Source organism: Bacillus sp. FSL W7-1582, from assembly GCF_038593325.1.
Taxonomy (GTDB): Bacteria; Bacillota; Bacilli; order Bacillales; family Bacillaceae; genus Bacillus; species Bacillus altitudinis.
Map to the genome: position 1 here is coordinate 824917 of NZ_CP151987.1, position 18298 is coordinate 843214.

Below are 18298 nucleotides of genomic sequence, written 5' to 3' on the forward strand. Positions count from 1 at the left end.
CTTGAATAACCTGTAATATGGTCAAGCATGGTGTAAGAAAGGGGCAGCTATTTGTATGACATCCAGTGCTATGTTTTCAATGGCTTATTTTCTTCTGCTCGTCCCGTTCTATCTAAATATGAGATATAGGCTGGCAAAAAAACAGCAACGTTTTATCTATTTACGAACAGAAATGGTCCTTGCTTTTCTATTTGTATATACGAATGTTCTCTTTTATTTAACGGTCTTTCCGAATCGCTTTTCAGCACCAAAAGATCAAGTGAGCGTCAATCTGATTCCCTTCCACTCCATTCAACAAAACCTACACGCCTTTCGGCATGGCTATCCAAACCTTGTCTTGTTAAATTTGGCAGGGAACATTCTCTTATTTGTGCCGCTCGGTTTTTTTCTATATCAAGCCTTTCGGACATGTCGCTTTCAAAAGGCGGTGCTGGCTGGGTTGATCTTGTCAGCGATCATCGAAATCCTTCAATGGATATTCTCACAATCTGGTATGATTACAAGAAGCAGCGATATAGATGATATTCTCTTAAATACACTTGGCACAGCGCTAGGTTGTATGTTGTATCGGATGTATCAACGAAGGAAGGAGAAAATCAAGTGAAGCGAGTTTGTATCATTCCATGTGGGGCGAAGAAAATATGGGACGTCCATCCAGAGGCAGGGAGCCAGCCGGCGAACCTCGTTTATTTAAGTCCGCTGCATCAGCGTACGAAAAGCTATGCCCGAACGTTCTTTTCAGACTACCTAATCATTTCAGCGAAGCATGGATTCTTAAAGGCAGATGATATTATTCATGAAAATTATGATGTGGCTTTTGGTACACCGCATACTGATCAGATAACAAGAGAAGCACTAAGTCAGCAATTTCATGAAAAACATCTCACTGCATATGATGAATTAGTGATACTAGGTGGAAAGAAATATCGAAAGGTGATCGATCCGTTATTACTTCCTCATCAGACAGCGATTTATCCGCTGGCTTCATATAAAGGAATTGGCTATATACTTCAGGCGTTGAAGCAAGCCGTTGAGACAAAAGTAGAACTTCCGCCGCATATTTAACGTATTCACATCTACCGGTAAGCAGGGTTTTGATCATTAAAAAGAGAATGAATGAAGTAGCGATGCTGATTGTTTCATATCTTTTCAGCAGCCACTTGGATGTCCGCATCGCTTATTAGAGTGGCTATATGAAAAAGGAGGCGTATGAACATGACAACCATCTATTTAGCTGGTGATTCAACCGTTTCATCTTACCCAGATCGTCCTGTTCAAGGAGGGTGGGGAGAGTTTTTACATCGCTACACAGCGCAGGGTGTGAGCGTCGACAACCGCGCAATCGGTGGAAGAAGCTCAAAAACATTCATTGAAGAAGGACGGCTTGATAAAATATTGGCTGACATTCAGCCTGGGGACTGGCTTTTCACACAAATGGGGCACAATGATGCTTCAACGGAGAAGCCCGAACGGCATACAGATCCTTTCACAACGTATAAAAGCTATTTGTCTCAATATATTCACGGAGCAAGAGCGAAAGGAGCTACACCGCTTTTATTAACGCCAGTCGGCCGCTTTCATGAAAAAGACGGAGAATATATCAATGATTTCCCTGATTACTGTGCCGCTATGAAAGAACTTGCCGATGAAGAAGAAGTTCTTCTCGTTGATTTAAATACAGTTAGTCTCCAGTTTTATCAAATTTCCGGCATAGAGAAAACGACTTCTTACTTTATGCTGTCAACAGGTATAGAGGATCGCACGCACTTTACAAAAGAAGGGGCAGATGCGATTGCAAGACTTGTTTCGCTGGAATTAAAGGACCTTGGATTAACGATTGTGTGATGGATGACAGGACGAGAAAGCGCTCGTCCTGTTCTTTTTTTGCAGAAAGCTATTGATTCCCTTCACCAGAGTAGACTACAATAGGTACATATGATAATGAGAATCAATATCACTTATAAATAGATCAATCGATGAAAAACTGGAGGGACTCAAATGACAGAACAACTTGAATTGTTTGACGTCACCATTATTGGCGGCGGTCCAGCAGGAATGTACACCGCCTTTTATAGTGGGATGCGGGATTTAAAGACGAAGGTACTGGAGTATAACGAAAGCCTTGGCGGGAAAATCCTACTGTATCCTGAAAAGGTCATTTGGGATGTGGGCGGTTTGCCGCCAACAAGAGGTGAACAGCTGATTCAGCAGCTAGAAACGCAGGCGAAAACATTTGAACCAGAGATTGCGTTGAATCAAAAAATCACGCAATTCGAGCGGGATGAGAATGGTCATATCCTGCTGACGGCTGAAAATGGCGATCGTCATTTGACAAAGACCCTCATCTTAGCCATGGGTCACGGAATTCCAGTTCAGCGAAAACTTGAAATCGAGCATGCAGACCGTTATGAAGTAACAAACCTTTATTACACCGTGCAGGAGCTAAAGACGTTTGCAGGAAAGCGGGTGGTCATCTCTGGAGGCGGAGATTCAGCTGTTGATTGGGCCAATGCCCTCGTTCCAATTGCTGAAAGTGTGACCGTTGTGCATCGTCGTGATATGTTTGGTGGACATGAAAAAAACGTCGCCAACATGAAAGCATCTAGTGCTCGCATTCTCACACCGCATGAACTCACAGAGCTTCATGGTCAAGGTGACAAAATTGAAGCCGTCACCATTCAGCACTTAGAAACAGGCGACATCGAACGAATCGAAACCGATGCTGTCATCGTCAATCATGGCATGAAAGGTGATTTAAGCGTTCTATCAGAATGGGGACTCAAGCAAGGTGAGTGGGGACTCATCGAGGTCAATGAAAAGATGGAAACCAATTTACCTGGCGTCTATGCAGTTGGCGACTTATGCACACATAAAAGTAAAGTGCGTTTAATTGCCGGTACGTTTGTTGATGGAGTCAATGCACTCAATAGCGCAAAGCTATACATCGAACCAGAAGCAGAAAAAGTAGCGTACGTGTCTTCACATAATGAACGCTTTAAAGAGAAAAACAAAGAATTACAAACGGCTGGAGCGCGATAATCACCATTCAGTCAGACATTGAAGTGCTAAAATGGTTTATTTTAGCACTTTTTTATATGGAAGGAGAAAGAGAAAATGACCGCCTATACTCATACAATTCTTCGCATGAAAGAAAGCAGTAAACGATCTCTTTCTGTGAAACAAACGGACTCATGGCAAACATCTTCACTGATGTTCTTGACTACGGACGGTGCGGTGAGACTTGACATGGAAGGAATTCGATATGAGCTAAATGCCAAAGACAGTGTGTTGATCCGCTCAGGAATAGATGTCATGGTTGAATCTTTATCCAGCGAGCAAGTAGTGATCTATACTGTCACATTTGACCAATTCACTCTGGCACATGATGCACAAAATGAATTGGTCTATAAGGTGAATCACGATCATCTCCCTGATAACGGGGAAGTGGTGAAAGGCTCTGCCGTCCTTTTTTCTTACATCAAACAAATACAGGCGAGCCAAATCATACAAGAACAGGCGAAATGGCTGGAAGAAATCATGTTCATTTTCCGCAAACAATCCAAGCCATACAACGAAAAAGTGCATTATTCGATTAACATGATCTTGCAGTATATGGCTGAGCATTATGATCAAAAACTAACAAGAAAAGACTTAGCTCATAAGATGGGGTTTCATGAGAGTTACTTTTCTACCTTTTTCAAACAAAGTATGGGGATGAGTGTGACAGAATACATTGCACAAATTCGAATAGACGAAGCCAAAAAACGTCTTCTGCAAACAGACGATCAAATTCAAATCATAGCACGGCAAGTCGGGTATGCAGACAGTTTATATTTCAGCAGGAAGTTCCGTCAAAAAACAGGGAGAACGCCCAGTCAGTTTCGAATGAACCGAAGACCAGAGCGGATTGCTGCTTTTCAATTTGTCGGGTTATTGGTTGCAATAGGCATTGAGCCTGTTTGTATTGACGAAGAAACCTATCTCCATTCAGATATACTGAAAGAACAACTGGCCGGTTCGCTCGTCATAAATGAACATACGCCTGATGACGTTTTTAAATCACTTCAATTAGATGTCATCATCGTCCCTAACTATTATTATTCAAAACCTGCATTGATCAAGCGGTTGGAGCAAATCGCACCAGTTCTTGTTCTGCCATACGTCGGTCATCATGCTGTACCAGAGGTACTGTCTATAGGACGCCTTTTAGGAAGAGAAAATGAGGCAAACGATTGGGTGAAGCGATTTGAACAGCATAGTCAACAGGCAAGAAACACCCTGTCTTCCTTTAGAGAAAAAGGCGAGACCGTTGCAATCTATGAAATGAGAGGACATGACAAAGTGTATATGTGGTCCTATGAGGCAAGAGGGGCCTTCTATCTTTACGAAACGCTTGGCTTAAAACCTCCAAAAGCCATTTTAGAAGAAGTTCTTCTTCCTAATCAACATACAGTCATTCCTTTAGAGAGACTTGGAGAATACGAGGCGGATCATATGTTTTTTATTGTCTCTGACCAATATGGGTGGTATAAGCAAATGGACAAGCGAATGGAAGAAAGTGATGTTCTTCGTCAATTATCGGCTGTGAAAAATGGTACCTTTTATCCAGTAAAACTGGAGGAGTTTCGATTTGATGAAGGAGAGCGTGCACTTCTTTTGATGGACCGGTTTGTCTCTCAATTGACACAGCCAGCCTATCCAACAATTGTCCATATGTAAGTTGCGAGAATCCTCCATAGACCACGACAGATGAGGTTGATAGAATACATGAGACTAGTAATTGATAACTATTCTCATTTGAAGTGGCGAAAATGAAGGAGGAATATGGAGATGAAAAAGACGTATTGGATATGTGCTGTCATTCTTCTAATGATATTGACGGCTTGTGGCAATAAAGAACAAGCCAAAACAGCAGAATCAAAGCAAGAAACGAAAACGGTTGAAACAGTGAAAGGAAAGATAGAGATTCCAGCTGAACCTAAACGAATTCTCGTAGATGGATATTTAGGGAGTGTGATTGCACTTGACGTTCAGCCTGTGGGATCGACCACGCAGGATTTAAAGAACGTACACTTAAAGGACAAGATAAAAGGAATAGAGGACATCAGTGACGAGCGTTCAGCTGAAAAAGCACTTAGCTTAAAGCCTGATCTGATTATCACAGCCGTACAGGATGAAAAAGTCTATGATGTGTACAAAAAAATAGCGCCTACCATCGTGTATCCTTACGGTTCTTTCAAAGATGCACATGAAGAATTAACGACGCTGGCAAAAATTTTAAATAAAGAAGAGGAAGGAAAAGCATTCCTCACCGCCTTCGATCAACGAATCGAGGCTGCTAGGAAAAAAGTGAAGTCTGCTTTAAAAGAGAATGAAACGGTCTCGATCATGGGCGCTTTTAAAAATGATGTCTATGTATATGGTAACGGAATTTATCGAGGCGGGCAGGCATTATATCAGCAATTACAGGTAAACCCACCAAAACAGGTCAGAGATACAATTTTAAAAAGTAAGACAGGGTATGAAGTCATTTCTTATGAAACCCTTCCTGAATATGCAGGAGATTACATTTTCATTGATGAAAGCAACGGCGGAACATTTGATAAAAACAATTCTATTTGGAAGAGTCTAGAATCTGTCAAAAAAGAGCAGACCTATCAAATGGATACAGAGTTCTTCTGGCCTTACGATCCGATTGCAGTAGCCAATCAAGCGGAAGAGTTTGCTGACATATTGACAGAAATGTCTGATCGGTAGGAGGTCTGTCAATTGTTAAAGCGTTTCTTCTCATACTACAAACCATATATGGGGCTGTTTATATTAGATTTTTCCTGTGCGGTACTGGCAGCCTTACTCGAATTATCCTTTCCCCTTGCCATCAGTAAAGTGATGGACGATTTGCTGCCAAATGGTGATTGGGATGCCATTTGGTTTTGGGGCATTCTGCTCCTCAGTTTATACGTGATCAGCTCTACGATGCATTATGTCGTGACCTATTTTGGGCACAAATTAGGCATTAATATAGAAACGGATATGAGGAATCAGCTATTTTCTCATGTACAAAGAATGTCCTTTCGCTTCTTTGACAAAAAGAAAACGGGAAAACTCGTGTCCCGTATGACAAATGATTTAATGGATATTGGTGAAATTGCGCATCATGGCCCGGAGGATTTATTTATCGCGATCATGACACTCACGGGTGCCTTTGGCTTGATGCTGTCGATTAATTGGCAGCTGGCAGTTCTCACATTTATTGTCGTTCCATTCTTGATCGGATTATCCGTCTACTTTACGAAAAAAATGTCTGCTGCTTTTGATAAAATGTTCTCGAGTATTGGTCAATTCCATTCACGTGTGGAAAACAATATTAGTGGCATACGGGTTGTGAAAGCATTCGGAAATGAATCACATGAAATGGACCGATTTATTGAACATAACGAGCAATTTAGAAAGACAAAGCTAACCACATATCAAATGATGGCTGTGCATACCGCTGTCAGTCATTTTCTTATTAAGAGTGTGACAGTGTTTGGCCTTGTATGCGGCGCATGGTTTGTGCTGCAAAAAAATATGACGTATGGGGAATTTGTGTCATTTGTACTTTTAACAGGCATCTTCTTAGGACCCATTCAACAAATCAATGCAGTCATTGAAATGTATCCAAAAGGTGCAGCGGGCTTTAAACGATTTGCATCACTCATCGATCAATCGCCAGATGAAAAGGATGCGGATGATGCCATTGAAGTTGATCAGTTAAAAGGGGATATCGTTTTTGAGCATGTGTCTTTTCAATATGAATCAGATAAACCGGTTCTTCATGACATCAATCTTGAGGTAAAACAAGGAGAGACCATTGCGGTCGTAGGTCCCTCTGGTGCTGGGAAATCGACGCTTTGCAGTTTGCTGCCACGTTTTTACGAATGGCAGGAGGGTACCATTACAATTGATGGCATAGAGACAAGAAAGATGACACTGCCTTCGCTGCGTAGACAAATTGGTGTCGTCCAGCAAGATATTTATTTATTCCATGGGACCATTCGAGAAAACATTTTATACGGAAAACTCGATGCATCTGATGAAGAAGTGTGGCAGGCAGTGGAGAAAGCCCAACTGAAGGATCTTGTAAATAGCTTGCCAAATGGGCTTGATACGATCATCGGTGAACGCGGAATGATGTTATCTGGCGGACAAAAACAGCGTATCTCCATTGCACGTATTTTCCTTAAAAATCCGCCAATTTTTATTTTAGATGAAGCCACATCTTCTCTGGATACGGAGACAGAATCCTTTATTCAGGGCTCACTTGAAGAACTATCTGAAGGACGAACCACGTTTATTATTGCGCATCGCCTAGCGACCATCCAGCATGCTGACCGGATTGTGGTTTTGACAAAAGAGGGCATAAAAGAGCAAGGCAGGCATGAAGACCTTCTGGAAATGGACGGGATGTACCGGCGTTTGTATGAAACACAGTTTAGAATGTAAAAGAGGAAAAGCCGGCATATTGCCGGCTCAGCGTGTAGACAAACCCTCGCATTCGGTGTCAGTCCTGCGCTTCGGTGCTCACGAATGTCAAATTCGCTCCGCGCCGATGCTCGTCCTTCCTAGGGCTGCAAAGGTTTTCTATCACGCTGAAAAGAAGACAAAGGGCTAAAATAAAGTTTATTTTAGCCCTTTGTCAACAATCTGAAGCCGGCATATTGCCGGCTTTTTAGCGTGTGATCATCATCCGACCTTTAACTGCGGGGGGCAAATAACATCACACTGACACCAGCTAAACAGATCAAAGCACCCATCCAGTCATAGAAATCAGGGGTTTTGCGATCGACCCACCAGCCCCAAAACACAGCGAGAACGACAAAAACACCGCCATAGGCCGCATAAACCCGCCCAAAGGTCGGGAACTGCTGGAATGTAGGGATGACGCCGTAAGCGACCAAGATGAGGCTACCTGCGATTCCATAGCTGACGGGTTTTGCTTCACGCAGCCACAGCCAGACAAGATAACCGCCACCTATTTCAGCCAGACCAGCTAATAAAAAAAGAACAATCGTTACAATCATTGACGGACACTCCAGTTCTCCTGTTTCGTTCTATTATGACATGTTGAAAGGGTGCGTTCTACCTGATGTAAATTGAGAGACGAATGAGAGTTTGCTAAAATCAACTGAACAGTGAATGAAACACATGGATTCTTGACTTTCAATGAGGCGGGTGATCCAAATGGTCAATCCATCCGTTGAGTATGTACATTCTCATGAGGAACACATTTCCTTTTTCAGCGCCCTTTTTTTCTTCTTGAAAAAAGAGTAAAGTACAAAGGAGGCTGATCTCAGCAATTTGAGTGATGAGCCATACGTGAAGATTTCATGATGAATGCATAATGCTCTTTCTCATGAAAAAGGAAGGAGATGACCATGGACACACTGAAGGATTTTGAGCTGTATCACAAGATCAAACATGATCGACATAAGCCCTCGCTTGAATTATTGTACGATCGCTATGAACGTGTGTTATATTCGTTTATTTATAAAATGACTGGAAACCGTGAGCTGGCGGAGGAAGTGCTTCAAGAAGTCTTTATCAAGCTCTGGCGCGGCATAGGAGAATACAATACAGATAAAGGGAAATTTTCCTCATGGTTATTTATGATGTCACGAAACACGGCAATCGATCTATTAAGGAAACACCGAAATGAAACAGCTCTTGAAGATGAGCATATTGAATACTTGGCAGATCATCAAGAAGATGTGTCAAAAGAAGTAGAATGGAACGAAGAAAAACAAATCATACGTGAAGCAGTATCAACATTGTCGAAAGAACAGCAAACCATCATCGAAGATGTCTATTTTAAAGGAATGACACAAAAGAGCATTGCGGAAAAACTAGGCATCCCTATTGGAACGGTGAAGGGAAGAGTTCGGTTGTCATTGAAGCATTTACGAACGAAACTGTCTCGCGGAGGAAAGGAGGAAGAGGCATGACTCAGTGTAAACATCAAGTCATTGATTACTTTAACGGGCATTTACAAGGAGAAGAAAAGACGCAGTTTGAAGAACACATCAAACATTGCTCGGATTGCAAAGAAGAGCTTGAAGAACTGACATCGCTCATGTCTGATATTCCGTTTCTAGCAGAGGACGAAACGCCTCCGGCAGGGATGAAAGGCCGCATTTTATCAAGAGTATTTGAAGAAGAGATATCAGAGACAACAATCGCTGCAACATCGAACCCGCCTCAAGATCTCAAAATAGTGCGTGATGCAAATGAGACGAAACCGCCAATGAAGAAGAAAAATCAATGGCTTTTGCCTCTCGTTGCCGCACTACTTCTCATTTCTGCAGCTGGGAACGTGTATTTCTTAACAAATGGAACAGATCAAGCAGAACAACCTGTCAAAGTTGTTGCGACAAAATCACTGGCATCTGCCGAATCGGCAAAAACAACGGGTGCTTTTTCAGTGATTGAGCATCACGGCAAAAAAGAGCTTGTCGTGAGTGCCGACGGATTAAAAGGCCAGCTTGATTCATCAGCTGTTTATCAAGTATGGCTCATTAAAGGAGATCAGCCCGTTCCGGCCGGTGCCTTTAAAACAGATAGCAAAGGGGAGGGCACCGTCACCTATGCGTTATCTGAGAAAGAAGCAAACGAATCATGGGATACGGTGGCTGTCACCCTTGAACCAAAAAAGGATAACAAGCTTCCGCAAGGTCCTGTCGTACTGAGTGCTGCATTTTAAGCTTGATTCATGAAGGATGCCTTTTTCAGGGCATCCTTTTTTGATAGGCAGAAGGAACCTTATGACAAATGAGACGTACTACATATAGAGGTGAGACACATGCAGCGATACATAGAAAAACAACTATTTCTCTTATCAGCTAGACATGCATTTACCGCATTTTATTTTTTGGTGATCCCATTCATTATAAAAGGCCTTTTTAAATCAACTCCTTTATTGATGGTCATGATCGCTCTTTTTATCATTCATCATCTAGTGACAAGTATCGTATGGTTTTATAAATCGAGAAACATTCGAAAGCGCCAATCAGGTGACCTAACCAAACGGGGACATCTCGTTGTCCAGATCGTGCAGAGGCTCGAACAGCTCATGATGCTCGGTTTTGTGATGTTATTGATCAGTGGATGGATGCAGGGAGACATTGTAACGCTATCATTCACAATTTTTCTGTTCATCGTCGTTTTCTTGCAGCACATTCAGTTTTATTATGTTCAGTACTTTTTTAAATCGAGCGGCTGGTTCACCTATGTCCTCTCTTTACAAAAGGCTCGTCCTTCTTACATCGTGAGGGAACGAAGGGCTTTGAAGAAATCCTAAATGTGCAATCACTTGCTGACTGGTCCATCAGCATCAGAAATGTATGATAAAATGTGGAAAAGAAGCATGGAGAAAGGGAGTGCGAGCGAGTGAAAGCAGTTGGACTATTTGAGTATTTGCCAATTGAGCATGAACAAAGCTTGATCGATCAGGAGGTGGCAAAGCCCAAAGCAGCTGGCAGGGATATTTTGGTGAAAGTAGAGGCTGTGTCGGTGAATCCAGTGGATACAAAGGTGAGGTCACCGAAGAATCAGAAAGAAGAAGAACTGAAAATTCTTGGCTACGATGCAAGCGGTACGGTGGTGGAAGTGGGCGAAGCGTGTACGTTGTTTCAGCCGGGTGACCACGTCTATTACGCAGGAGATATCACGCGACAAGGCTCAAATAGTGAATACCAGCTTGTGGATGAGAGAATTGTGGCGAAAAAGCCTGCAAATCTCTCTTTTGCCGAAGCAGCTGCCATGCCTCTTACAACAATTACGGCATATGAAGCGCTATTCGACAGAATGCATATGAAGCGGAATGCAGAAGGCTCGACCCTGCTGATCATCGGTGGAGCAGGCGGAGTGGGCTCTATCGCCATTCAACTCGCCAAATTAGCAAAGGCGACTGTGATCGCCACTGCATCAAGACCTGAAACAAATGAATGGTGTCTCTCATTAGGGGCTGATCATATCATTGACCATCACCAGCCGCTCTTAGCGCAGCTTCAGGAAAAAGGGATTGGCGAAGTGGATTACATTTTATGCTTAAATGATACAGATGGCCATTTCAAAGGGATGGCAGAAGCGATTAAACCTCAAGGGACGATCTGTACCATTGTTGAAAATCAGCAGCATTTAGACATTCAATTACTCAAAAATAAAAGTGCTGCATTTGTATGGGAATTCATGTTCACACGGCCGATGTACAAAACCTCGGATATGATGAAGCAGCACGAGCTTTTAAAAGAAGCGAGTACATTATTTGAAGAGAAGAAGTTAAAACATACATTAACAAAGGTGCTCAGCCCCATCAATGCCGCCAATTTGAAGCAGGCACATCAAACACTTGAGCAAGGGAAGATGATAGGTAAATTTGTTCTAGAAGGATTTTAAGGAGGGGCAGTAGATGACATCATTACAGTATCCGATTGGCTTATATGAACCGGTGGACCAACAAACGAAAAAGCAGCTGGAGGCATGGATTGATGAGCTGGCACTCATTCCTCAAAAGTATGAAGAGGCAGTTGTCCCATTGACAAATGATCAGCTGGATACCCCATATCGGCCAGGAGGATGGACCGTTCGTCAGCTCATTCACCATGTAGCGGACAGCCATCTGAACGCCTACTTGCGATTTAAACTTGCGCTGACAGAAGAAACACCGCACATACGTCCATATGATCAGGAGGCATTTGCTTCACTTCCTGACAGTAAGGCGTCTATCAGCCTATCGCTGCCGTTAATCAGCAGTCTACATCGCCGGTGGGTCACATTACTTCGCGAGATGACAGAGGAAGATTTCAACGCTGCATATTACCATCCAGCCGATCAACAAACGGTGTCCTTATATGATGCAACAGGAATGTACGTCTGGCATTCACAGCATCATCTCGCCCATATCACGGAATTAATCAAAAGAAATCAGTGGAAGTAAAGGAGTCAACACATGTCTAGTAGAAGAATTGTCGGCGCTATGTTTATCTGCACGGCGGCATTGTTTTATATAGCAAAATTCGTTTTGTTTGAGATTCGTTATGGTGGAAATGTAGGCGCAGAAAGAACAATCGAGGAACTGGAAGATATACTCCCAGGCGGTACGTGGATCAGCATCATTTTTCTCATTATCGGTTTAGGTTATCTTTTGTGGGATGACCGGGAAGTCATTCGTCAATATCTTTTCACCCCAGATAAACAAGAAAAAGAAGAAATAAAAAAGACGGACTTCAAGTGACCGTCTTTTTTCCTTTTTTAGCCACGTTCAGGACGAAGTGCTTTTTCTAAAATAGCTAGACCTTCATTGACTTTTTCTTTTTCTTCATCATTGAGCCGTTGCAGGGAATTTTTAATTTTTTCATGCCCTTTTTGATAAATACTTCTGAAAATATTTTTCGCTTCCTCTGTCAATTCTACGACAATAATTCGACGATCACGCTCAGAATGCTTTCGTTCCACAAAGTTCGATTGTTCTAACCGATCAAGCAGCCCTGTCATATTGGACAAAGAAGCCCCCATTTTTTCAGCAATTTCGGACACCTTAAGAGAGCCATGGTTATTGAGCAGCATGAGCACTTTCATTTGAGGCATACTCATATCCAGCTTCATCCATTCAGAAACATCTCCAAGTCCTGCAGCAGTGAGCACTTTCATATACAGCACCCATGTCTTTTTTTCCTCAGGAGATAGGATTTCCTCTTTTAGTACGGTGGTGTCATGAATATTATATTCCACGCTTGTTCACTTCCTTTAAGCGGCTCTTTTCTTTATATTACTGATTTTTACTTCTAATTGAAAGTATCATGAAGCTTTTGAATGTTAAACTGCATGAATTAAGTGGTATTTGTTGTATAATAATGGTCAGTTGAAATTAATGAAGCAACTTAGAAAGTTGGGAAAAACATGTGGAACAAAAAAACGGGTATGACGATCTTAAAAATGCTTTTTCCGATCGTGATCATCCTTGTCTTAATTTTTGTCGCCAAGCAGGAGCTGAGCGGCCTTTCCATTAAAAAGACGTTTTATATTATTGACAGCTTGAATCGAATGGACTTGTTTATTCTTGTCTTTCTTGGACTTGTCGCTGTTTTGTCCATGTCCTTATATGATTTTATTTTAAGAAAAAGCCTTAATATGCCCATCAGCGGCTGGAAAACGATCCGTATTTCTTGGATCGCCAACTCCTTTAACAGTGTACTTGGATTCGGTGGTTTATCAGGAGCAGGGCTTAGAACGCTTCTATACAAGGAATACATAACAGATACGAAAAAACTGCTGAAAGGCATTGCGCTTTTAACATCCTCTGTTCTGCTAGGCTTATCTATTTTCAGTGATTTGATTTTAGTTAGGGTCCTGCCTGTTGAAAGTATTATTAGTCAGGAGCCGTGGTTATGGGCATTTGTCATTATTTTTGCTTGTATTGTGCCCATTTACATCATCATGGCGTCCATTCGAAAAAGCTCGATTGAGAGCGGTGAAAACGGACTGAAGCACCCGATCTATGCTTATATTGGTGCATCGTTTTTAGAGTGGCTGGCAGCTGGTCTTGTCATGTACATGGCTGTTGTCTCTATGGGGATGAACGTTGATGTCCGTATTGTATTAGGCGTCTTTGCGATTGCGTCAATCGGCGGTTTAATCAGTATGGTTCCGGGCGGATTCGGTTCGTTTGATCTGATCTTTTTACTCAGTATGCAATACATTGGGTTTGATAAAGAGATGGTACTGACAGCGCTTGTCTTGTACCGCTTCGTTTACTCCATTTTCCCGTTTATTCTTGGACTTTGTCTAGCGGCATACGATTTAACTGGAACAACACTCAGGCGTCTTGAAGGCAATCCGAGAATGGCGCCTGCTATTGAAACAACAAACGTCTTAATTGTGTTGCACCGTGCTCTGCTTATCCGTTTATTGTACGGATCTTTGTCCATTTTAACGTTTGGAAGCGGTTTGCTCATTATGGCTTCCGTTGTGCTTCCTGTTGATCGTTTAGGTGTGATTACAACCATTCCACGCTTTTTGTTATCAGGATTTAATGGTCTTTCTTTAATGTTCGGGATCATTTTAATGATTTTGTCCATTGAAGTGTATAAAAGAACAAAACGGTCTTATCTATTGACAATGATTGCCCTAGCAGGCGGCTTTGTGTTTACTTTACTAAAAGGGTTTAACCTGAGTTTGATCTTTATATTGCCGGTCATCATGGTGGTATTTTTCTCGCTTCGAAATCAATTTGTGAAGCAGCAGGCGCCTTATTCTTTGAATCAGTTTGTGGCCGCCGCCGCCGGATATTTACTCGTGTTGTTTAACTATAATGTCATTGGGAACTTCATTTGGATGAAAATTGGTCATTTCTTAAGCAAGGACTATTTGGTTCATAATGAACGGCATATCACGATGACCAGTATGATTGCTTTAATTGGCGTCCCTCTTTTCTTTTTCATTAGCAAATTGATTTTTAATAAAAAAGCAGTTCCAATCGGCGAAGAAGCAGATGAAGAAAAGTTAAAAACATTTCTCGAAGAAAAGGGAGGAAATGCTCTTAGTCATCTAGGTTTTTTGGGAGACAAAAAACTGTTTTTCTCAAGTGATGGAGAGGCGATGCTTCAGTTTGGCCGGATTGGCCGCTGCGTTATTGTGCTTGGAGATCCTTCTGGGCGTAGAGCCTCTTATCCGCTTGTACTGGAAGAATTTTTGGAGCAGACAGAAAAAGCAGGCTATCGTGTCGCTTTTTATCAAGTAGAACGTGAAGGAATGGCGCTTTATCATGACCTAGGTTTTCACTTCTTTAAGCTTGGGGAAGAAGCCATGGTCGATTTAGAAACGTTCTCTTTGTCAGGAAAGAAAAAATCAAACTTACGGGCTGTCGCAAATAAATTTGAACGAGAAGGCTATACGTTTGAAATGCTGGAGCCGCCCTTTTCAGAGGAATTGATCTCAACCTTAAAACAAATCTCTGACAGCTGGCTGGGCAAGAAAAAAGAAAAAGGATTTTCATTAGGCTATTTCCATGAAGACTACATTCAAAAAGCACCGATTGCGATTTTAAAGGATGAACAAGGACAGATCATATCTTTTGTGTCCTTAATGCCGATGTATCAAAAAGGAGAGATATCCATCGACCTCATGCGTCATATGCATGATGCACCGAACGGGATGATGGATGCACTCTTTATCCACCTTTTTCAATGGGCGAAAGAAAAAGGCTACACATCCTTTAACATGGGAATGGCGCCATTATCGAATGTAGGCACGTTCCACCAGTCCTTTCTGACAGAACGTTTGGCGAGTGTCATCTTCAATAACGTCAGATATATGTATAGTTTCAGCGGCTTACGGTCGTTTAAACAGAAATATAAACCAGAATGGCGCGGAAAATATTTAGCGTATAAAAAGAATACATCACTGCCTGTCACAATGGTGCTCGTCACTAAGCTGATAGGAATGGACCCAAATCGAAAACGGCGTCCATAAGTCCAAAGAACCTTTACCTTTCACTAGGTGAAGGTTTTTTTAGACAAAAGAATAGCAAAAGTGGTAAAGTTGAAGGGTAAGGGGGATGTTCACATGACACTAAATGAATGGTTTACAAAGGGATTAGCTGAACGTACATATGTACACAACATGGAGAAAAACCGTGAAAACTTACTCACGGTGTACAACCAGTACGCAATTCATCAAAAGGAAAAAGAGCTGCTTCAAAAACTTCAAAAGAAAAAGCTCAGAGCGCTTGTGATCACGGCAGATTGGTGCGGTGATGCGATGGTCAATGTACCTATTTTCATGCGTATTGCAAATGAAGCACTGATTGATGCGCGCTATTTCATTCGGGACGAGCACCTAGACCTGATGGATCAGTATTTAACGAACGGGACCGCAAGATCGATTCCGATTATCGTCATTATTGATCAGGACGGGAAAGAAGTGGGGAAATGGGGACCTCGCTCAGCAGAAGCTCAGTGCTTTGTCGACGAGAAAAAGCCGGATAAAGATGCACCTGATTTTGAGGAAGCATTTAAAGTGTTTGCGAAAGAAGCCGCACATCACTATACGACAGATCGTTACTTATGGAAAGATATTGAGAAAGAAATAGTAGAAGTTTTGGCAAAAATATAAACCAAAAGACTACTTCGCCGCAATGGGAAGTAGTCTTTTTTTATCTTGTTTTTGCGTTTCACCTACAAAACACCGCATAAAGATGTAGAAAAACCGCAGAATTCTATCAAATACCGCAGAAAACCGCAAAGCATCACGATTTTCCCAACCACTTTTAGTTGAAAAACCTCATATATGCCATGAAATCAGCTATTTTGCCCTTATCTAAAGGCTCATATAACGCACGTCGGATGGCTTTTTCCCAATACAAGAGGCCCAGCAACTATAGTAATCTAGTTGTAATCTCCTTTGAACGAACTAAAAAAAATAAATGAAGGAAAAGGGCTGGCGATCAATTTATGAAAAAAATCATCTATCTCGATCAAGAAAAAAAGAAGCTCGCTGAATCAAAGAAAAGAGAACAGCGTTCCATCAAATCACTCAGACTGCTTGTGTTTTATGACGGACAAAGTCCTTCATGTGCAAAAGCGATTGACCTGTTGAAATCACTCGATTGGAAAAACCGAATTCACTTTGAATCATTTAGACACTCACAGCTGCTGAGACTGAATAAAATTAGTGAAGAGAAGGCAGAGAAACGAATCGTGTCTATTTCCTTAGCAAAAAATCAAAAAAACTCAGGGATTTATACTTGGCTGAGAATGGCTTGTCACATCCCTGCATTATGGGGAACGGTCCCATTCATTGTACTCAGCATTTGGCTCGGTTTTGGGCAGCATGCTTACGATTATTTTGCGAGAAAACGGTACATTCAATCTGTCGAACAAGTCACCCGTCCCGATACAGATCAACAAAAGACCATCTAATCATAGAAAAAGCATGACCTTCGATCGGCAGAAGGTCATGCTTTTTTGTAATATGGGATATATGATGCTAAGTGATCAAGTAGCTTCGTTGTGTAAGACATATATGCACGCTTATCAAGCTCAGAAGCCGCATAGGAAAGCAAGGTTCTAAGAGCAAACAAGTACTCATTGTGGAGCTGATTGTGTTCAAAGTAAGGAATCGCTGCTTCTACTAAATAAGTTTTCAAATCATGAGGATTCTCTTCAATCATCAATTTATAGATTTTAATCATATATAAACAGTTTGGTTGAATACGAGGCTGTTTGAGCAGCTCGTGTATGTATGGAAGCGCCTTTTTGCGATCATATTCCGCATACAATGTCGCGATTTCATAGAGCGTTTCACAGTAACGATCTTCTATCTGTTCTTGATTAAAATAATTGAGTGAATCTAGTAAATAAGGCACAGCGGATGAGAAATCGCCTTGGCGTTTTAAGAGAACCCCGTAATAAAAATAAGCTGTCATCTTAATATAAGCATCAGGGTGAAGCGATGTGTGTAAAATCACTTCTTTTAAATATCTTTTAGCTGTTTGAAAGGCCTTTAATTCCAGTGAGATGACCCCATGAATGAGTGTACAATGAATGACCCGCTTGAAATTATTTTTTTGTCTATACAAATCCATTGCTTGATGTGTGGCCTCAAGCGCATCACCGAGATGCCCCATAGCTCCAAGTGCTTTTGCATAGTGATAATACAGGTCGCTCTGTTCAACAGAAGCGTAAGAAAAGCAGCTTTCAAGTCTTTTCAATCCTTCTTCGAGCTGACCGATTTTAATCTGATGGATGCCATCTAGATATTCAAACGTTTCTTTTTCTGTGTCAATAAAGGTTTTTTCAAACTTCTTAAGCACGCGGTGCGTTTTTAAGGCAAGCTGCTGTTTTTCTGTTAATAAATAAAATTGAAATAAGGACAAATGATACTGAATCCCTAAATCTAGCGAAAAGAACTGTTCCTCGTGATGAATGATCATTTCTGCATTTTGCTCTGCTTGATCGAGTGCATAGAAATACATGTTCATTTGAAACTCATCGAGCAATGACAGCAGGTGACGCGCCTTTTGCGACAGCGTTTCTTGACTAATTCCAAGCCGTTCAAGCAAAAGATTGATCGTATCTTGATTGGCCTCTTTTGAGCCATTTTCAATTTTACTTAAATGAGAGACAGAACAAATTCCTTCTGCCAACTCCGATTGGGTCATATTTTGTTTGTAACGATAGAGTTTGATGATTTGCCCAATATTGATTTTCATTCCATCCAGAAGCCTCCCTTCCAATCATGGGTTGAAAGCTTTTTGAAAAAA

General features: G+C 41.6%; 19 protein-coding genes. 16 read left to right on the top strand and 3 right to left on the bottom strand.

Features of this window, described 5'->3' with window-relative positions:
- Positions 1 to 55: 55 nt before the first annotated feature.
- From NSQ11_RS04095 to NSQ11_RS04125, 7 genes are all read left to right on the top strand, one after another.
- Positions 56 to 604 (top strand): VanZ family protein, encoded by a 549-nt coding sequence (locus NSQ11_RS04095; RefSeq protein ID WP_035391304.1) that lies wholly within the window; start codon positions 56 to 58, stop codon positions 602 to 604.
- Positions 601 to 1065 carry a DUF6884 domain-containing protein gene (locus NSQ11_RS04100; protein ID WP_035391302.1) on the top strand — a complete coding sequence of 155 codons (465 nt, stop codon included), beginning with the start codon at positions 601 to 603 and terminating at the stop codon, positions 1063 to 1065. The genes NSQ11_RS04095 and NSQ11_RS04100 overlap by 4 nt, the downstream gene beginning before the upstream one ends.
- 150 nt (positions 1066 to 1215) lie before the next feature.
- Positions 1216 to 1845, top strand: coding sequence for a rhamnogalacturonan acetylesterase (locus NSQ11_RS04105; RefSeq protein ID WP_017358823.1), 630 nt, complete (start codon positions 1216 to 1218; stop codon positions 1843 to 1845).
- 153 nt (positions 1846 to 1998) lie between these two features.
- Complete coding sequence (locus NSQ11_RS04110) at positions 1999 to 3039, top strand: NAD(P)/FAD-dependent oxidoreductase (RefSeq protein ID WP_007496663.1); 1041 nt, start codon at positions 1999 to 2001, stop codon at positions 3037 to 3039.
- A 75-nt stretch (positions 3040 to 3114) separates the two neighbouring features.
- Entirely contained in the window at positions 3115 to 4719 is a 1605-nt protein-coding gene (locus NSQ11_RS04115; protein WP_342501278.1) for an AraC family transcriptional regulator, read from the top strand.
- A gap of 111 nt (positions 4720 to 4830) precedes the next feature.
- Positions 4831 to 5757, top strand: coding sequence for an ABC transporter substrate-binding protein (locus NSQ11_RS04120; protein ID WP_024720274.1), 927 nt, complete (start codon positions 4831 to 4833; stop codon positions 5755 to 5757).
- A 12-nt stretch (positions 5758 to 5769) separates the two neighbouring features.
- Positions 5770 to 7485, top strand: coding sequence for an ABC transporter ATP-binding protein (locus NSQ11_RS04125; protein WP_125590536.1), 1716 nt, complete (start codon positions 5770 to 5772; stop codon positions 7483 to 7485).
- A gap of 251 nt (positions 7486 to 7736) precedes the next feature.
- Here NSQ11_RS04125 and NSQ11_RS04130 read toward each other — a convergent pair whose 3' ends face one another.
- Positions 7737 to 8063, bottom strand: a complete 327-nt coding sequence (locus NSQ11_RS04130; RefSeq protein WP_017358827.1) for a YnfA family protein — start codon at positions 8061 to 8063, stop codon at positions 7737 to 7739.
- A 354-nt stretch (positions 8064 to 8417) separates the two neighbouring features.
- Between NSQ11_RS04130 and NSQ11_RS04135 the strand changes: the two genes are divergently transcribed.
- The 6 genes from NSQ11_RS04135 (at position 8418) to NSQ11_RS04160 (ending at position 12271) form a co-directional block, all read left to right on the top strand.
- Complete coding sequence (locus NSQ11_RS04135) at positions 8418 to 8984, top strand: sigma-70 family RNA polymerase sigma factor (RefSeq protein WP_017358828.1); 567 nt, start codon at positions 8418 to 8420, stop codon at positions 8982 to 8984.
- Positions 8981 to 9739 carry an anti-sigma factor gene (locus NSQ11_RS04140; protein WP_060780891.1) on the top strand — a complete coding sequence of 253 codons (759 nt, stop codon included), beginning with the start codon at positions 8981 to 8983 and terminating at the stop codon, positions 9737 to 9739. The genes NSQ11_RS04135 and NSQ11_RS04140 overlap by 4 nt, the downstream gene beginning before the upstream one ends.
- Positions 9740 to 9838: 99 nt before the next feature.
- A complete protein-coding gene (locus NSQ11_RS04145) occupies positions 9839 to 10336 on the top strand; it encodes a hypothetical protein (protein WP_342501279.1) in 498 nt (165 codons plus the stop codon).
- Positions 10337 to 10425: 89 nt separating this feature from the next.
- Positions 10426 to 11433, top strand: coding sequence for a zinc-binding alcohol dehydrogenase family protein (locus tag NSQ11_RS04150; protein WP_052320912.1), 1008 nt, complete (start codon positions 10426 to 10428; stop codon positions 11431 to 11433).
- Positions 11434 to 11446: 13 nt separating this feature from the next.
- The gene (locus NSQ11_RS04155; RefSeq protein WP_007496681.1) at positions 11447 to 11974 is read left to right on the top strand and encodes a YfiT family bacillithiol transferase; all 528 of its coding nucleotides are present in this window, start codon (positions 11447 to 11449) and stop codon (positions 11972 to 11974) included.
- A gap of 12 nt (positions 11975 to 11986) precedes the next feature.
- On the top strand, positions 11987 to 12271 hold the full coding sequence (locus NSQ11_RS04160; protein WP_136945045.1) for a hypothetical protein: 285 nt from the start codon (positions 11987 to 11989) through the stop codon (positions 12269 to 12271).
- Positions 12272 to 12288: 17 nt separating this feature from the next.
- On the opposite strand, the gene NSQ11_RS04165 is transcribed toward NSQ11_RS04160, so the two are convergent.
- The gene (locus NSQ11_RS04165; RefSeq protein WP_008341672.1) at positions 12289 to 12768 is read right to left on the bottom strand and encodes a MarR family transcriptional regulator; all 480 of its coding nucleotides are present in this window, start codon (positions 12766 to 12768) and stop codon (positions 12289 to 12291) included.
- 168 nt (positions 12769 to 12936) lie between these two features.
- On the opposite strand from NSQ11_RS04165, the gene mprF reads away from it, so the two are divergent.
- The 3 genes from mprF to NSQ11_RS04180 all read left to right on the top strand — a co-directional run bounded on the left by mprF (position 12937) and on the right by NSQ11_RS04180 (position 16955).
- On the top strand, positions 12937 to 15507 hold the full coding sequence (mprF, locus tag NSQ11_RS04170; RefSeq protein ID WP_146271651.1) for a bifunctional lysylphosphatidylglycerol flippase/synthetase MprF: 2571 nt from the start codon (positions 12937 to 12939) through the stop codon (positions 15505 to 15507).
- 93 nt (positions 15508 to 15600) lie between these two features.
- Complete coding sequence (locus NSQ11_RS04175) at positions 15601 to 16149, top strand: thioredoxin family protein (RefSeq protein ID WP_116307659.1); 549 nt, start codon at positions 15601 to 15603, stop codon at positions 16147 to 16149.
- Between the two features lie 338 nt (positions 16150 to 16487).
- Positions 16488 to 16955 (top strand): DUF393 domain-containing protein, encoded by a 468-nt coding sequence (locus NSQ11_RS04180; protein WP_342501280.1) that lies wholly within the window; start codon positions 16488 to 16490, stop codon positions 16953 to 16955.
- A 35-nt stretch (positions 16956 to 16990) separates the two neighbouring features.
- On the opposite strand, the gene NSQ11_RS04185 is transcribed toward NSQ11_RS04180, so the two are convergent.
- On the bottom strand, positions 16991 to 18247 hold the full coding sequence (locus NSQ11_RS04185; RefSeq protein ID WP_008341668.1) for a transcriptional regulator: 1257 nt from the start codon (positions 18245 to 18247) through the stop codon (positions 16991 to 16993).
- Between the last annotated feature and the right edge of the window lie 51 nt (positions 18248 to 18298).

Coding starts and splice junctions, on each gene's coding strand:
- NSQ11_RS04185 (WP_008341668.1), bottom strand. CDS start 18,247: ATGAAAATCAATATTGGGCAAATCATCAAACTCTATCGTTACAAACAA.
- NSQ11_RS04135 (WP_017358828.1), top strand. CDS start 8,418: ATGGACACACTGAAGGATTTTGAGCTGTATCACAAGATCAAACATGAT.
- NSQ11_RS04110 (WP_007496663.1), top strand. CDS start 1,999: ATGACAGAACAACTTGAATTGTTTGACGTCACCATTATTGGCGGCGGT.
- NSQ11_RS04130 (WP_017358827.1), bottom strand. CDS start 8,063: ATGATTGTAACGATTGTTCTTTTTTTATTAGCTGGTCTGGCTGAAATA.
- NSQ11_RS04160 (WP_136945045.1), top strand. CDS start 11,987: ATGTCTAGTAGAAGAATTGTCGGCGCTATGTTTATCTGCACGGCGGCA.
- mprF (WP_146271651.1), top strand. CDS start 12,937: ATGTGGAACAAAAAAACGGGTATGACGATCTTAAAAATGCTTTTTCCG.
- NSQ11_RS04140 (WP_060780891.1), top strand. CDS start 8,981: ATGACTCAGTGTAAACATCAAGTCATTGATTACTTTAACGGGCATTTA.
- NSQ11_RS04175 (WP_116307659.1), top strand. CDS start 15,601: ATGACACTAAATGAATGGTTTACAAAGGGATTAGCTGAACGTACATAT.
- NSQ11_RS04095 (WP_035391304.1), top strand. CDS start 56: ATGACATCCAGTGCTATGTTTTCAATGGCTTATTTTCTTCTGCTCGTC.
- NSQ11_RS04115 (WP_342501278.1), top strand. CDS start 3,115: ATGACCGCCTATACTCATACAATTCTTCGCATGAAAGAAAGCAGTAAA.
- NSQ11_RS04180 (WP_342501280.1), top strand. CDS start 16,488: ATGAAAAAAATCATCTATCTCGATCAAGAAAAAAAGAAGCTCGCTGAA.
- NSQ11_RS04120 (WP_024720274.1), top strand. CDS start 4,831: ATGAAAAAGACGTATTGGATATGTGCTGTCATTCTTCTAATGATATTG.
- NSQ11_RS04155 (WP_007496681.1), top strand. CDS start 11,447: ATGACATCATTACAGTATCCGATTGGCTTATATGAACCGGTGGACCAA.
- NSQ11_RS04105 (WP_017358823.1), top strand. CDS start 1,216: ATGACAACCATCTATTTAGCTGGTGATTCAACCGTTTCATCTTACCCA.
- NSQ11_RS04145 (WP_342501279.1), top strand. CDS start 9,839: ATGCAGCGATACATAGAAAAACAACTATTTCTCTTATCAGCTAGACAT.